Annotated in this window: 12 protein-coding genes; 2 read left to right on the top strand and 10 right to left on the bottom strand. The window is 70.2% G+C overall.

Annotation, left to right across the window (positions count from 1 at the left end; translation table 11 throughout):
* Positions 1-68: 68 nt before the first annotated feature.
* Positions 69-1043 carry a transcription termination factor NusA gene (nusA, locus tag ACHAAJ_RS00600; RefSeq protein WP_435725898.1) on the bottom strand — a complete coding sequence of 325 codons (975 nt, stop codon included), beginning with the start codon at positions 1041-1043 and terminating at the stop codon, positions 69-71.
* Between the two features lies 1 nt (position 1044).
* On the bottom strand, positions 1045-1614 hold the full coding sequence (gene rimP / locus ACHAAJ_RS00595) for a ribosome maturation factor RimP (protein WP_435725896.1): 570 nt from the start codon (positions 1612-1614) through the stop codon (positions 1045-1047).
* Positions 1615-1774: 160 nt separating this feature from the next.
* On the opposite strand from rimP, the gene ACHAAJ_RS00590 reads away from it, so the two are divergent.
* Positions 1775-2908: a hypothetical protein gene (locus tag ACHAAJ_RS00590; protein WP_435725894.1), complete on the top strand. Its 1134-nt coding sequence runs from the start codon at positions 1775-1777 to the stop codon at positions 2906-2908.
* A 7-nt stretch (positions 2909-2915) separates the two neighbouring features.
* Complete coding sequence (locus ACHAAJ_RS00585) at positions 2916-3920, top strand: aminoglycoside phosphotransferase family protein (protein WP_435725892.1); 1005 nt, start codon at positions 2916-2918, stop codon at positions 3918-3920.
* Here ACHAAJ_RS00585 and ACHAAJ_RS00580 read toward each other — a convergent pair.
* From ACHAAJ_RS00580 to dxr, 8 genes are all read right to left on the bottom strand, one after another.
* On the bottom strand, positions 3917-4744 hold the full coding sequence (locus tag ACHAAJ_RS00580) for a sulfite exporter TauE/SafE family protein (protein WP_435725890.1): 828 nt from the start codon (positions 4742-4744) through the stop codon (positions 3917-3919). The genes ACHAAJ_RS00585 and ACHAAJ_RS00580 overlap by 4 nt on opposite strands.
* Positions 4745-4751: 7 nt before the next feature.
* Positions 4752-6551, bottom strand: coding sequence for a proline--tRNA ligase (locus ACHAAJ_RS00575; protein ID WP_435725888.1), 1800 nt, complete (start codon positions 6549-6551; stop codon positions 4752-4754).
* Positions 6552-6654: 103 nt separating this feature from the next.
* Positions 6655-7542 carry a GNAT family N-acetyltransferase gene (locus ACHAAJ_RS00570; RefSeq protein WP_435725887.1) on the bottom strand — a complete coding sequence of 296 codons (888 nt, stop codon included), beginning with the start codon at positions 7540-7542 and terminating at the stop codon, positions 6655-6657.
* Positions 7543-7673: 131 nt separating this feature from the next.
* Positions 7674-8834, bottom strand: coding sequence for a flavodoxin-dependent (E)-4-hydroxy-3-methylbut-2-enyl-diphosphate synthase (gene ispG / locus ACHAAJ_RS00565; RefSeq protein ID WP_435725885.1), 1161 nt, complete (start codon positions 8832-8834; stop codon positions 7674-7676).
* 79 nt (positions 8835-8913) lie between these two features.
* Positions 8914-9222, bottom strand: coding sequence for a YciI family protein (locus ACHAAJ_RS00560; protein WP_435725883.1), 309 nt, complete (start codon positions 9220-9222; stop codon positions 8914-8916).
* 16 nt (positions 9223-9238) lie between these two features.
* Positions 9239-10903 (bottom strand): hypothetical protein, encoded by a 1665-nt coding sequence (locus tag ACHAAJ_RS00555; protein ID WP_435725881.1) that lies wholly within the window; start codon positions 10901-10903, stop codon positions 9239-9241.
* A gap of 38 nt (positions 10904-10941) precedes the next feature.
* Positions 10942-12297: a M50 family metallopeptidase gene (locus ACHAAJ_RS00550; protein ID WP_435725879.1), complete on the bottom strand. Its 1356-nt coding sequence runs from the start codon at positions 12295-12297 to the stop codon at positions 10942-10944.
* Positions 12294-13523, bottom strand: a complete 1230-nt coding sequence (gene dxr, locus ACHAAJ_RS00545; protein ID WP_435725878.1) for a 1-deoxy-D-xylulose-5-phosphate reductoisomerase — start codon at positions 13521-13523, stop codon at positions 12294-12296. The genes ACHAAJ_RS00550 and dxr overlap by 4 nt, the downstream gene beginning before the upstream one ends.
* Positions 13524-13541 lie beyond the last annotated feature (18 nt).

Genomic DNA, 13541 nt, shown 5'->3' with positions numbered 1-13541 from the left:
CGGTGGGCGGCCTCCACCGGAGACCGCCCACCGGGCGCCTACCGCGCCGTGGTCCTTTGGGACGCCGCCTACTCCGACGTCGCGGCGTCCGAGACGATGTCGATGCGCCAGCCGGTGAGCTTGGCCGCCAGGCGGGCGTTTTGCCCTTCCTTGCCGATGGCCAGCGAGAGCTGGTAGTCGGGAACCACCACGCGCGCCTGCCGGATCGCGGCGTCGACGATGGTCACGGAGTTGACCCGCGACGGCGACAGCGCGCTGGCGATGAACTTCGCCGGATCCTCGTTGTAGTCGACGATGTCGATCTTCTCGTCGTTGAGCTCGTTCATGACCGCCCGGACCCGTGAGCCCATCTCGCCGATGCAAGCTCCCTTGGCGTTGATGCCCGGCACGCGTCCACGGACCGCGATCTTCGAACGGTGGCCGGCCTCGCGGGCCAGGGAGACGATCTCCACGGACTTGTCCGCGATCTCGGGAACCTCCATTTCGAAGAGCTTTTTCACGAGGTTCGGATGCGAGCGGGAGAGGGTGATGGAGGGGCCCTTCGTGCCCTTGTGCACGTCGGTGACATAGGCACGGATGCGGGAGCCATGCGTGTATTTCTCGCCCGGCACCTGCTCCGGCGGCGGCAGCACGGCCTCCACCGTCCCCAAGTTCACCTGGATCATGTAGGGGTTCGAGCCCTGCTGGATCTGCCCGGAAACCAGCTCGCCCTCCTTGCCCCGGAACTGCCCGAGGATGTTGTCGTCCTCCGCGTCGCGCAGCCGCTGGAGGATGATCTGGCGGGCCGTGCTCGCGGCGATACGGCCGAATCCGGTCGGCGTGTCGTCGTATTCCGCGACGTCCCCGCCCTCGTCGTCGACCTCAGTGGCCCAAATGGTCACGTGGCCGCTCTTGCGGTCGATCTCGGCCCGTGCCTTCTCGATGGCTCCCGGAGACTTGTGGTAGGCCATCACCAGCGCTTGTTCAATGGTCGGAATCAGCAGCTCGAGTGGAATCTCGCGCTCGCGTTCCAGCAGGCGAAGCGCACTCATGTCGATATCCATGTCAGGCCCCCTCTTCCTCGTCGTCGATGTCCAGCGGTTCCGCGTCCGGGTCCCCCGGACGGGTGAATTCTACGTCGACCGTACCGCGGCGGATCCGGCCGTACTCCAGCGTCGCGGGCTCGCCCTGCTTGGGCTTCATGCCCTTCTTAACGGTCAGGTCCGGAACGACGACGATCGCGTCGTCCGTGGCCTCCACCAGGCGGCCCGAGATGTTCTCCTCGCCCATGAGGTTGACCTTGACCAGCCGTCCCACATTGCGGCGCCAGTGCCGCGGTTCAGTGAGGGGGCGGCCGACTCCGAAGGAGGAAACCTCCAGGTCGTAGGGCCGCCCGTCATCCCCCGGGTCCCGGTCCATGGCCTCGGAGAGCGAGCGCGAGACCTCCGCAATCGCGTCGAGGTCGACGCTGCCGGTTCCCTCCCGGAGATCGACCACCACGTGGACGGTCCGGTTCTCCCCCGCGGCGCGCACCTCCACGTCCTCCAGATGGAGGTCGTGGGAGGCAACCGTGGGTTCCAGGTACTCCTTGAGGCGGCTGGCCTCGAGCTGGGTGTCTACTGGCTGGCCGGGCATTTTTTCCTCCCACGTGATGATGTTGTGCAAACAAGAGTATCGACTTTATCGGGAAATCGTTTCCGCATCCCTCCCGCGTCGCGCGCACGGGGGCGGCGGCGACGCTGCGGACACGGGCGGAAGGGCCCCACCGGGCCGGCCGCGTGGGATGATCGAGGGGATGTCCCACACCGCCGCACCCCCGCCCCGCCGACACCCGGCCAGACGCGCGCTGATCTGGCTGCGCCGCGCCGTCGGACTGCTGCTGGTGGCCGTTGTGGTCGTCGGCATGGGGACCACGGGCGGCCCGTCCCCCCGGGCCATTCCGGACGTTGCGCCGGAGGTTCCGGATGCCGAACCGGTACCGGATCCTTCCGTCGAGGCGGGCCTCGCAGAGCTGTTGGCCAGGACCGAGGCGCTGGTGGCCGCGGCCTCCCAGCCGGCGGCCGGAAGAGCCGCGGGGAGCAACCCGCCGGCTGCACGGACCGACGTCGTCGCGTCGTCGCTGGGCACCGTCTCCACCGTGTTGGGACGCCATGTCGATTTGCTCACACCACCGGCGCCGGCCATCGGGGATTTCGGCTCCGAGCCCGGCGGACCGGGCACGGACACGCCCGCGCATCTTGCCGCCGACCTCGCGGAATCCGGCAACCGGCTTCTGGCCGCGTCCGTCCAGGAGCCGTCGCGGCGCTCCCGCGTCCTCCTCGGCGCGGGAATCGAGGAACTGCTCGCGGCCCGCGCCTTGGCGCGGGCCCACGACGGCGTCGTGGCCGAGGCGCCGACTTCCCGGGGCGCCACGGTACAGCAGTGGCGCGACGCGGCCGGAACCTCCATCGCCACCGGTTCCTGTGGAGGAACGGTCTCGCAAACCTTTCCGGAGGCGCCGAAAACCACCCCGAAGACGCTGCCGCGCATGGTCGCGGAGCCTTCCGCGGCTCCGACGCCTGCCGCGTCGATGGCCGCCGACGCGTCCTACCGGCTGTCCTACGCATACAGTCTGGCCGCGGCGCGGTCCGCCGGGAAAGCGTCCGCTTCTGCCGCGCGGGCCTCGGCCGCGCGCGAGGAGCTGGGCGCGCTGCTACAGGGACTGCTTCCGCCGGAATGCCCGCCGCAGCGCCACGCCGCCTACACCGTGCCGACGGACTTCGACGCCGATCCGTCCCGCGCGCTGGGCGCCGGGGAGGCCCAGCTGGCCGCCGCCCTGCTCGACCTCGCCGCGGCGGCCCCCGCGGACCTGCGGCCCCTCGTGGCGGCGGAGGCGTTCGCCGCCGCCGAGGCCGCCGCGGCGCGGGGCGTCCGCCCCGGATTGACCTGAGACCGCCATGGGTTGGGAACCGGAACCGCACGCGCTGCCGGCCAGGCTGCGCTCCAACGCACTGCTCCTTCCCTCGGGACGGGCCTGGCGGGCCGGGCTGGCCGACCACCTGCACCGGGTGATGGCGCGATGGTCCCTCGTTCACGACGCGGACGCGGGCACCTGGTGGGCCAGGCACTCTGCGGTCGTGGTCCCGGTGCTCTCAGAGACCGGCCGGCCCCTGGCCCTCAAGGCGTCCATTCCCGACGACGACCTGCTCACCGAGGCGTGGGCACTCGAAATCTGGGCCGGCGACGGGGCTGTGCGGATGCTGCGGCACGAGGGCTTCGACCTCCTTCTGGAGCGACTGGCGCCCGATGCGGACCTCGGCGCCGTCCCGATGGAGGAGGCGTGCGGGCATTGGGGCGCGTTGATGGCCCGGCTGTCGCTTCCGGCCGATCCGGTGTGGCCGCCGTTTGGACGAACCGATGCCCTGGCCGAACGCTGGAACGACGAGTTTCCCGCGGACTGGGAGGAACTGGGCCGTCCGTTCCCGCGGTCAGTGCTGGAAGCCGCCCTCGACGTGTGCCAGTACCGCGGCGCGGTCTCCCGCCGGGACTCCGACGATTTCCTGGTGCACGCCGACCTGAACTACCACAACGTCCTCGCCCGCCCGTCCGGCGGCTACGCGGCAATCGACCCGCAGGGCATCGTCGGCGACCGCGAGTTCGCCGTCCTGCCGATGCTGCACAACCGGCTGGGCGATCTGCCGCCGAGAAACCAGGCCGCGGCGCTCCGGGGCAGGCTCCGGATCCTGGGATCCGCGGCGGGGATCGACGCCGGCCTGGCCGCCGCGTGGTCCGTGGCCCGGGCGGTCGAGGACACGCTGTGGTTCACGCGCCATGGTCGTGCCCCGGATGCGGAGCGTTCCCTGTGGGTCGCCACGGCGCTGGCGGGACTGGACGTCTCGCACCTGCCCGCGGCAAGCGATCTCAAGCCGCTGGTCCAACCGGGGACAGGCGCCGGGCGCTAGCCGTTTCCGAGGATGTTCTCCTGGAGGACGTCGTAGCCGAGGCGCAGGATCAGCACGCCGACGACGGCGAGGAACACCACCCTGATGAAGCGGCTGCCCTTGCTCACCGCCATGCGCGCCCCGATGTACCCGCCGACCATGTTGGCGACGCCGAGAACGAGACCGAGTCCCCAGAGGAGGTGCCCGCTGGGCAGGAAGAACGCGAGCGCCCCGAGGTTGGTCGCCATGTTCACGATCTTCGCCTTGGCACTGGAGGACAGGAAGTTGTATCCGAGGAACACCACCATGGCGATGACGAGGAACGAGCCGGTGCCCGGGCCGATGAGTCCGTCGTAGAAGCCGATCACCAGTCCGATCACACCGGCCGCTGCATAGTGCCGGCCTCCCTGATGACGCAGGGACGTCAGTTCGCCGACGGTGGGCCGGAACGCGGTGAACAGCGCGACGGCGACCAGCGCGGCCACGATGATGGGCTTGAACACCGACGCCGGAAGCACGGTGGCCACGATCGCCCCCGCGAAGCTGCCGGCCAGGGCCACTGCGGCCATGGGCAGCGCGGTCCGCAGGTCCGGGTGCGCCCTGCGGTAGTAGGTCACGGCGCTGGTGGTCGTCCCGAACACGGAGCCCAGCTTGTTGGTGGCGAGCGCCTGGACGGGCGTGATGCCCGGAACGAGCAGCAGGACGGGCAGCTGCAGGAGCCCACCGCCGCCCACGACCGCGTCGATCCATCCGGCGGCCAGGCCGGCCAGGAGGATCAGCAGGAGGGTTCCGGCCTGGATGTTCTCCAGGCCGGCCCCCTCCAGCGTCGCGAACCAGTCCGGCAACTGGTGCCTAGCCGCGGACGGCGGAGACGAGGTAGCCGACGACGTCGGCGACGGCCACGTTCTCGGCGGTTCCGCTGGCGCGGTCCTTGACCTCGATGAGCCCCTCCGCCAAACCGCGTCCGACGACGGCGATGGTCGGCACGCCGATCAGCTCGGCGTCTCCGAACTTGACCCCGGCGGAGACCTTCGGACGATCGTCGAAAATCACCTCGATGCCCTGGGCCTCGAGCTCGGCGGCGATGCGCTCGGCCTCGGCGAAGAGGTCCTCGCCCTTGCCCGTGACCATGAGGTGGACATCGGCAGGGGCGACGTTGCGCGGCCACATGAGGCCGCGCCCGTCGTGGTAGGACTCGGCGAGGGCCGCGACGGCACGCGTGACGCCGATCCCGTACGAGCCCATGGTGACGACCGCGAGCTTTCCGTTCCGGTCCAACACCTTCAGGTCCAGTGCCTCCGCGTACTTCCGGCCGAGCTGGAAGATGTGGCCCATTTCGATGCCGCGGGCGGTCTCCAGCGGACCGGAGCCGTCGGGGGCCGGATCGCCTGCGCGGACGTCCACGGCCTCGATGATGCCGTCCCAGCCGAAGTCGCGCCCGGCGACCAGGCCAAACACGTGCTTGCCTTGCTCGTTGGCCCCGGTGATCCAGCTGGTGCCCGGCACCACGCGCGGATCGACCAGAAACGTGATCCCGGTGGATGCCTCGGCGCCGAGCACTGCGTTCTCCAGACCCTGACCCGGTCCGATGTAGCCCTTGACGAGTCCGGGGTGCTTCCGCAGGTCGTCCTCTGTGGCGGCCTCGATACCGACCTCGCCGCCCATCGGAAGGTGCGTGGCGATGTTCGCCTCCACGCGTTTCAGGTCCACCGCGCGGTCCCCGGGCACCCCGACGACCACCAGGTGGCGCTCGCCCGTAGGCAGGATGGCCGCCAGCACGACGTTCTTGAGCGTGTCGGCGGCAGTCCACGCGCCGCCGTCGCGCGGTGCCAGGACGTTGGCGGCGGCGACCAGCGTGTCGATGGTCGGCGTGTCCGGGGTGTCCAGGACTTCGCAGGCCGGAAGGCCGGCGTGGTCGATGGCATCGGGGACGACGGTGGTGACGGCTTCGACGTTGGCGTAGTAGCCGCCCGGCGAACGGACGAACGTGTCCTCCCCGACCTCGGTCGGATGGAGGAACTCCTCGGACTTCGAGCCGCCCATCGCTCCGGCGGTGGCGAAGACCGGCAGGACCTCCAGGCCCAGCCGCGCGAAGATCTTCAGGTACGCCGCGCGGTGCGCCTGGTAGGCCTCCTCGAGGCCGTCGTCGTCGATGTCGAAGGAGTAGGAATCCTTCATGATGAACTCGCGGCCGCGCAGCAGGCCGGCGCGCGGTCGGGCCTCGTCGCGGTACTTGTTCTGGATCTGGTAGAGGTACGCCGGCAGGTCCTTGTACGAGTTGTACAGGTCCTTCACGAGCAGCGTGAACATCTCCTCGTGCGTCGGAGCCAGGAGGTAGTCCGCGCCCTTGCGGTCCTGGAGGCGGAACAGCCCCTCGCCGTACTCGGTCCAGCGGTTGGTGGCCTCGTAGGGCTCGCGCGGAAGCAGCGCCGGGAAGTGCACCTCCTGGCCGCCGATGGCGTTCATTTCCTCGCGGACGATGCCCTCCACCTTGGCCAGGACGCGCAGTCCCAGCGGGAGCCACGTGTAGATGCCGGGGGCGGCACGGCGGATGTAGCCGGCGCGCACCAGCAGCTTGTGGCTGGCGACCTCGGCGTCGACGGGGTCTTCGCGAAGCGTGCGCAGGAAAAGGGTGGAGAGTCGAAGGACCACGCGTGATGTCCGTTTCCGCGGCCTCGGGCCGCAATCGGTGGAGTGTTTCCCGAAGGGAACGCAGACCAATTTACCCGGTTGTGCCCGGCGCGGCCGAATGCGGCTAGAAGAGGATCGTGGCGAATTCGCCGCACTGGCGGAAGCCGACCCTGCGGTAGGTCGCGAGGGCGGCGGCGTTGTAGTCGTTCACGTAGAGGCTGGTGACCGGCGCGAGCGACAGCGCGTAGTCCGCGACCGCCGCCATGTAGGGGGCCGCCAGACCCTGTCCCCGGTGGCGCGGCTCCAACCATACGCCCTGGATCTGGGTGGCGCGGGTCGAGGCGGTGCCCAGTTCGGCCTTGAACAGGACCTCGCCGTCGCCGTCGAGTTCCACCAGGGAGTGGCCCTGGCGGATGAGTGAGCGGACCCGCGAACGGTAGTAGGCTCCCCCGCCGGCCAGCGGCGAATACCCCAACTCCTCCTCGAACATCTTGGCGCATGCCGGCAGGACCGCCTCGTAGTCGGTCTCGACCGTGGTCCGCAGGCCGTCGGCCCGGGCGATCCCCGCCACCCGGTCCAACACCATCAGCGGTTGGTGCGCACGGATGTCGAAGGCTCGTTGGGGCCCGTCCTGCAGCCGCGACCACAGGGAGAGGACGGCCTCGGACATGCCAAAGACGGACGAGTAGCGGCGGCCCAGCGGCAGGACGGCGTCGGCGAATTCGACGGCCGCCTCCGCGGAGGCCTCGATGGGCACCAGGTTGGCCCCGACCCAGCAGGCGGAGTCGAGGCGAGCGCCATCGAACCGGCCGATCACGGTTCCGCCGCTGGACGTCGGTGCCGCCGATCCGGTCGCCTCGAGTTGGGCTTCCATGAAGACGTTGGCGACGGGATCCCGCGACACGAGCTCGGCCAGGGTCGTAGTATCCGCGTGGCCCAGGACCCGGACGTTGGCCGTGAGCTGGTCGCCCTCGGCCGCGATCCGCTTAGTGGACGGGAACCACGGTGCCACCCTGGAAAGAATCTTCGCCACCGCGTCCCCGTTCCGCCGCGTGTTTCGCCGCCTGGATCCAGTCTCTCAAGAAGTCGGGCCAGCGGGACAGCCCCGGCGCAAAATGACTCCGCGGGTCGTTTTTTACCGCGCTAGGAGACGCTGACGGTCGGTTGCGCCGCGGAACCGTCCTCCGGGGCCTCCATGCCTTCGGCGATCCGCATGGCCTCCTCGATCAGCGTCTCGACGATCTGGTCTTCGGGTACGGTCTTGATGACCTCGCCCTTGACGAAAATCTGGCCCTTGCCGTTGCCGGAAGCAACGCCAAGGTCTGCCTCGCGGGCCTCTCCCGGACCGTTGACGACGCAACCCATGACGGCCACGCGCAACGGCACCTCCATGCCCTCCAGGCCGGCGGTCACCTGGTCCGCCAGCGTGTAGACGTCCACCTGGGCGCGTCCGCAGGAGGGGCAGGAGACGATTTCGAGCTTGCGGGGTCGCAGGTTCAGCGACTGCAGGATCTGGTTGCCGACCTTGATTTCCTCCACGGGAGGGGCGGAGAGCGAGACGCGGATCGTGTCGCCGATGCCCTGCGCCAGCAGCGCGCCGAACGCCGTCGCGGATTTGATGGTGCCCTGGAACGCCGGTCCCGCCTCGGTCACACCGAGGTGCAGCGGCCAGTCGCCGCGCTCGGCCAGCAGTTGGTAAGCCCGCACCATGACCACCGGGTCGTTGTGCTTGACCGAGATCTTGAAGTCGTGGAAGTCGTGCTCCTCGAACAGGGAGGCCTCCCACACCGCCGACTCGACCAGGGCCTCCGGCGTCGCTTTTCCGTACTTCTCCAACAGGCGCGGATCGAGGGAACCGGCGTTGACGCCGATGCGGATAGAGGTGCCGGCGGCCTTAGCGGCGTCGGCGATCTGCTTGACCTGGTCGTCGAACTTGCGGATGTTGCCCGGGTTGACGCGCACGGCGGCGCAACCGGCGTCGATCGCGGCGAAGACGTACTTCGGCTGGAAGTGGATGTCGGCGATCACGGGGATCTGCGACTTCTTCGCGATGATCGGCAGGGCCTCGGCGTCGTCCGAGGTCGGGCAGGCGACCCGGACGATGTCGCAGCCGGAGGCCGTCAGCTCGGCGATCTGCTGCAGGGTGGCGTTGATGTCCGTCGTCTGCGTCGTGGTCATCGACTGCACGCTGATCGGCGAATCCGATCCGACGCCGACGGAACCGACCTTGATCTGGCGCGTCTTGCGCCGCGGAACGATGGTGGGCGGCGGTGCGGCGGGCATTCCGAGGCTGACCGGGGTCAAGGCTTCCTCCAGGTGTGGTGGTGCGTTGGGTTCGGCCCCCAGTATCCCACTGTCGTCGGATGCCGGGGCCCGGGCGGGGTCAGGCGTGGTGGGAGAGTTCGCCCGTCACGGGCACCCACGCGGTAGCACGCAGCGCCGATACGAGGCCTTCCGCGTTGAACGGATCGTCCTTGAGCGACGCCAACAGCTCGGACTCGGAGCCGGCGCCGAAGATGAGCAGCGCGCCGGTGCCGTCGGCGTACGGTCCGGAGGCGACGAGCCACACGCCCGTGTCCGCGTCCGGGTCCCGCTTCAGCGAGGAGAGGAACGAGCGGTGCCCAGGACGGTGCTCGTCGCGGGCCGCTTCGGTACCGGCGGCATAGACGTATTCGACTGCGAAGATGGTCATGCTTCAACACTAGCGGCTACTGGTAGGAGACGAACCACGGCTTCGGTGTGACCTCCGTGAAGGTTTCGACGGGAGTGAAGGTCGGCGAGTCCTCGTCGACGAAGTTTTTCCAGGCCATCCGGATGCCGGGCGGAAGGTCCCGGCGCAGCGCGTTCCAGGTCTCGAGCTTCTGGCCGGGCGTGCCGTGCCCGTCCGCGTGCAGGACCAGCGCCAGTTCCGGGTACCCCGTGTCCAGGGATCCGCGATCGGCAATCATCCGCAGCTGGAACTGGTGGAGGACGACGACCTTCTGCGGCAGCGCGTGCTCGCGCGTCAGCCCGGCGAGCCAGGCGTTCACCTCGTTCAGCTCGGCCGCGTCGACCGTCCCGATCTGGACCATGTGCCGCTGGTTCGGACCCAGCCGCCATTCCGGGTCGTAGGCCAGCCCGACGTGGGGCAGCCGCAGGAACTCCTCGTAGTGCTTGGCCTGGGTGAGGAAATCGTTGCGGCCCGGCTGCAGATCCAGCACCACGTAGACGCCGGCCTCCCCCGCGGCCTCGATCCAGGGCCGCAGGACCTCGACGTCCGTGTAGCGCGAGTAGTTTCCGTCCGCGCCCGGGGCGGCGGAGGCCACGGTCGCGATGATCTCGAATGCCGGCTGGACGGGTTCGGCGCTGTGCGGCTGGTACTCGGCCGCGAGTGCCTTGACGCGCGTGATTGCCGCGTCGACGCCCTGCTCGCCCAGCATTCCCAGCGCGGACGTTTCCGGATGCCCGTAGAGCGCCACCATCCGGCGCCCCGGGAAGACGAGCTGCCCGCCCCCCGGAAGCTCGGATCCGCCCGCGGCCGTGGCCGCCAGAGCCTCGAAATCGCCGGCCGATCCGAGGCCGGGTCCGACGCCGTACACCGCGGCCTTTGCGTGGTCCGCGAAGAACGCCAGGTCATCCGCGCCGTCCCTGGGGTCGGCCGAGTCGAGTGCGTGGACGCCGGCCCCGGCGGAGCGCGCGGTGGCCAGGGCCGCGGCGTAGGTCGTCGCCGCCCTTCCTTCCCGGTGGACGACGGCGAAGTCCGCGCCACCGGCTGTCGATGCCCGCGCGTCCGGCAGATCCGCGGCGGCCGTGGCCGATCCGTCGACCGTTTCGACTGTCCCGAGCCCGTCGAGCAACCCGTCCCAACCGCTGTCGGGAGTCCCGAAGGTCACCACGGATCCTGCCCCGAGACGCTTGATTTCGTCGCGGACGGCCGCGTGCGGGTCGGCATTGGAGGCGGTTGCGACCAACAGGAGCGGCACGCCCAGCTCGACGGCGCGGTCCGCCGCCCGGCCAGGCACCGCGCCGTGATCCCCATCGGCGTCGCCGTCCGTTTCCCCGCCCGCAGCCCCATCGGCGAGGACGACGACGGCCGGCGCCGAGGCGAACAGGGCCCGGCTGACCGCAACGGCTGCCTCGGCGGGGTCCCCGGCGAGGCGCTCGATGCCGCCCCGGGGGCGCTGCAGTACGGCCGTCGCCGGATCAGCGTCCGCCGACCCGGCGGTGCGCGTCCTGCCGGCACCGGCGGCCCCGGTGCCGGTGGGATCGGAGGTGCATCCGGCAAGTGCGAGCGCCGAGACGGCCAACACCGCCGTGAGCGTCCGTGTGTTGTGGCGCCGCCGCGACCTCCCCGCGTCCCGTTCGCCCTCGCGTGTCCTGTCCGTGTCCAACATCGGCGTACCCCCTGTGGTGCAAATGTGGTGAAAATCCGTCAGAAGATGTTCACCGGTTTGACGATGTCCGCATAGATCAACAATATGCCCATGCCCAACATGAGGGCGGCCACGACGTAGGTGACCGGCAACAGCTTGGCGATGTCCACCGGTCCCGGGTCCCGCAGGCGGAACACCTTGGCGAACCCGCGCCGCAGCGCCTCCCAGAGCGCTCCGGCAATGTGGCCGCCGTCCAGCGGCAACAGGGGAACCAGGTTGAACACGAAGAGGGCGATGTTCAGGCTCGCGACGAGACCGATCAGCGTGGCGAACCGGTTCTCGAGCGGAATCTCCTCCATGGCGCTGACCTCGCCGGCGATGCGTCCCACGCCGACCACCGAGATGGGGCCGTTGGGGTCCCTGGGCGCGTCGGAGAAGGCCGCCCGGGCGACCGCCGCCATGCGCGCCGGCAGGTCCAGCACCACGCCGGCGACGACCCGGACGTTCTCGCCGACGAGTCCGGGGACTTCCCCCACCGGCAGGGTCATCAGGCGCTGTTCGGATCCCATGCCGATGAAGCCCACCCGGACCGTCTGGACGGTCCCGTCGGCCTCCGTCAGCGGGCGGCCGTTGATGTCGAGTTCAGGGCGTTCGGTGAGCAGCGGCTCGATGGTTGCCGTGTGCTCGACGCCGTCCCGCAGATAGGTGATCGGCGCCTGGCGTCCGGCTGCCGCGCGGATCATTTCCGTGAGCTCCATCCAGTCCCGCTCGCCGACGGCGGTGCCGTCGAAGGACGTGACGACGTCGCCCGGCAACAGGCCGGCGGCGTAGGCGGGAGCCTCGGGATCCGAGGGGCGGCAGTCGGTGCCGCCCTGACGCTCGCGCTCGGCCTGTTCCTCGTCGGTAACGACGCACTGGAAGACCTCGGAGACGGTCGTGGTGGCCTGCACCGTCCCGAACCCGGTGACGACGACGGCGATGAGCAGGGTTCCGATCACCAGGTTCATCAGCGGTCCACCCAGCATGATGACGATCCGCTTCCACACCGGAAGCCGGTGGAACATGCGGTCCTCGTCTCCCGGCCGCAACTGCTCGGCGGCGGCCTTGCGCGCGTCGTCGGCGAGCTGCTGGAACATTCCGGTGCTGGATTGCCGCACCTGGCCCTCGCCCGACTTGGCCGGCGGGTACATGCCGATCATGGACACGTAGCCGCCCAGCGGGATGGCCTTGAGTCCGTATTCGGTCTCGCCCCGCCGGGTGGACCACACGGTCTTGCCGAAGCCCACCATGTACTGCGGGACGCGAACGCCGAACAGCTTGGCGGGGACGAGGTGGCCCACCTCGTGCAGGGCGATGGACAGGGCGATGCCCACGGCGACGATCACGACGCCGGCGATGAAAAGCAATACGGTCACAACAATCCCAAACGCTCGTGGGCACTCTTTCGTGCCCAATCCTCGGCCGCCAGCACCGCTTCCAGGGTGGGGTCCGCACCGGCGGCCGCACCGGCGTCGTACTCCGAGACGACGGCCGCCACGCTGTCGACGATGTCCAGGAAGCCGATCCGGCCCGCGTGGAAGGCGGCGACCGCCTCCTCGTTCGCGGCGTTGAAGACGGCCATGTGCGTGCCGGACGCCGCGGCCGCGGCCTTGGCGAGCAGGATGGCCGGGAAGGCCTCCTCGTCCAGCGGCTCGAAGGTCCAGGAGGCCGCGGCGGACCAGTCGCACGGCGTGGACGCGCCGGGCACGCGCGCGGGCCAGGCCATACCCAGCGCGATGGGCAGCCGCATGTCCGGCGGGGAGGCCTGGGCGATTGTCGAGCCGTCGACGAACTCCACCATGGAATGCACCACGGACTGCGGGTGCACCACGGCTTCGATCCGCTCCAGGGGGACGTCGAAGAGCAGGTGCGCCTCGATGACTTCGAGGGCCTTGTTGACCATTGTCGCCGAATTGGTGCTGACCACCTTGCCCATGTCCCAGGTGGGGTGGGCCAGCGCCTCGGCCGGCGTGACGCCGGCCAGCTCCGCGCGGGGACGTCCGCGGAACGGCCCCCCGGAGGCCGTGACCACCAGGCGCGCGACCTCCTCCGGGCGGCCCGAGCGCAGGGCCTGCGCGAGCGCGGAGTGCTCCGAGTCGACGGGCACCAGCTGGCCGGGCGCCGCGAGGTCCTTGACCAGGGCGCCGCCGACGATCAGCGACTCCTTGTTGGCGAGCGCCAGCAGGTGTCCGGCCCGCAGCGCGGCAAGCGTCGGCGCCAGTCCGATGGAACCGGTGATGCCGTTCAGCACGACGTCGGCGTCCTCCCACGCGGCGATGGCCGAGGCGGCGTCGGGGCCGGCGAAGAGTTCTGGCGCGTAGTCCGGGACGCCCGCCGCCGCCGCGCGAGCGGTGATGGCCGCGCGCAGCGCGTCGACGTCCGGGTGGGCGGCGCCGACCGCCGCGGCGCGCGTGGCGACGGCCTGCCCGGCCAGCAACGGCAGGTTGGAGCCACCGGCGAGCGCGGCGACGCTGAACCTGTCCGGGGACTTGGCCGCGACGTCGAGGCCCTGCGTGCCGATGGATCCCGTGGACCCGAGGAAGACCACCCGGCGCGGACCGGTGTCCGCGGGGGGCGTGAAGTGGCGAAGTGTGGGAGTCACGCCGCCATTCTCCCAGAC

Origin of the sequence: Arthrobacter arnarulunnguaqae, assembly GCF_051262515.1 — a bacterium.
GTDB lineage: Bacteria > Actinomycetota > Actinomycetes > Actinomycetales > Micrococcaceae > Arthrobacter_N.
Note: the sequence above shows the minus strand (reverse complement) of the source record. Positions and strands in the feature narration are given on the sequence as shown.

What these genes read in the sequence shown, in the direction of transcription:
- ACHAAJ_RS00590 (WP_435725894.1), top strand. Translation starts at nt 1,775, where the DNA reads ATGTCCCACACCGCCGCACCCCCGCCCCGCCGACACCCGGCCAGACGC.
- ACHAAJ_RS00555 (WP_435725881.1), bottom strand. Translation starts at nt 10,903, where the DNA reads ATGTTGGACACGGACAGGACACGCGAGGGCGAACGGGACGCGGGGAGG.
- nusA (WP_435725898.1), bottom strand. Translation starts at nt 1,043, where the DNA reads ATGGATATCGACATGAGTGCGCTTCGCCTGCTGGAACGCGAGCGCGAG.
- rimP (WP_435725896.1), bottom strand. Translation starts at nt 1,614, where the DNA reads ATGCCCGGCCAGCCAGTAGACACCCAGCTCGAGGCCAGCCGCCTCAAG.
- ACHAAJ_RS00560 (WP_435725883.1), bottom strand. Translation starts at nt 9,222, where the DNA reads ATGACCATCTTCGCAGTCGAATACGTCTATGCCGCCGGTACCGAAGCG.
- ACHAAJ_RS00585 (WP_435725892.1), top strand. Translation starts at nt 2,916, where the DNA reads ATGGGTTGGGAACCGGAACCGCACGCGCTGCCGGCCAGGCTGCGCTCC.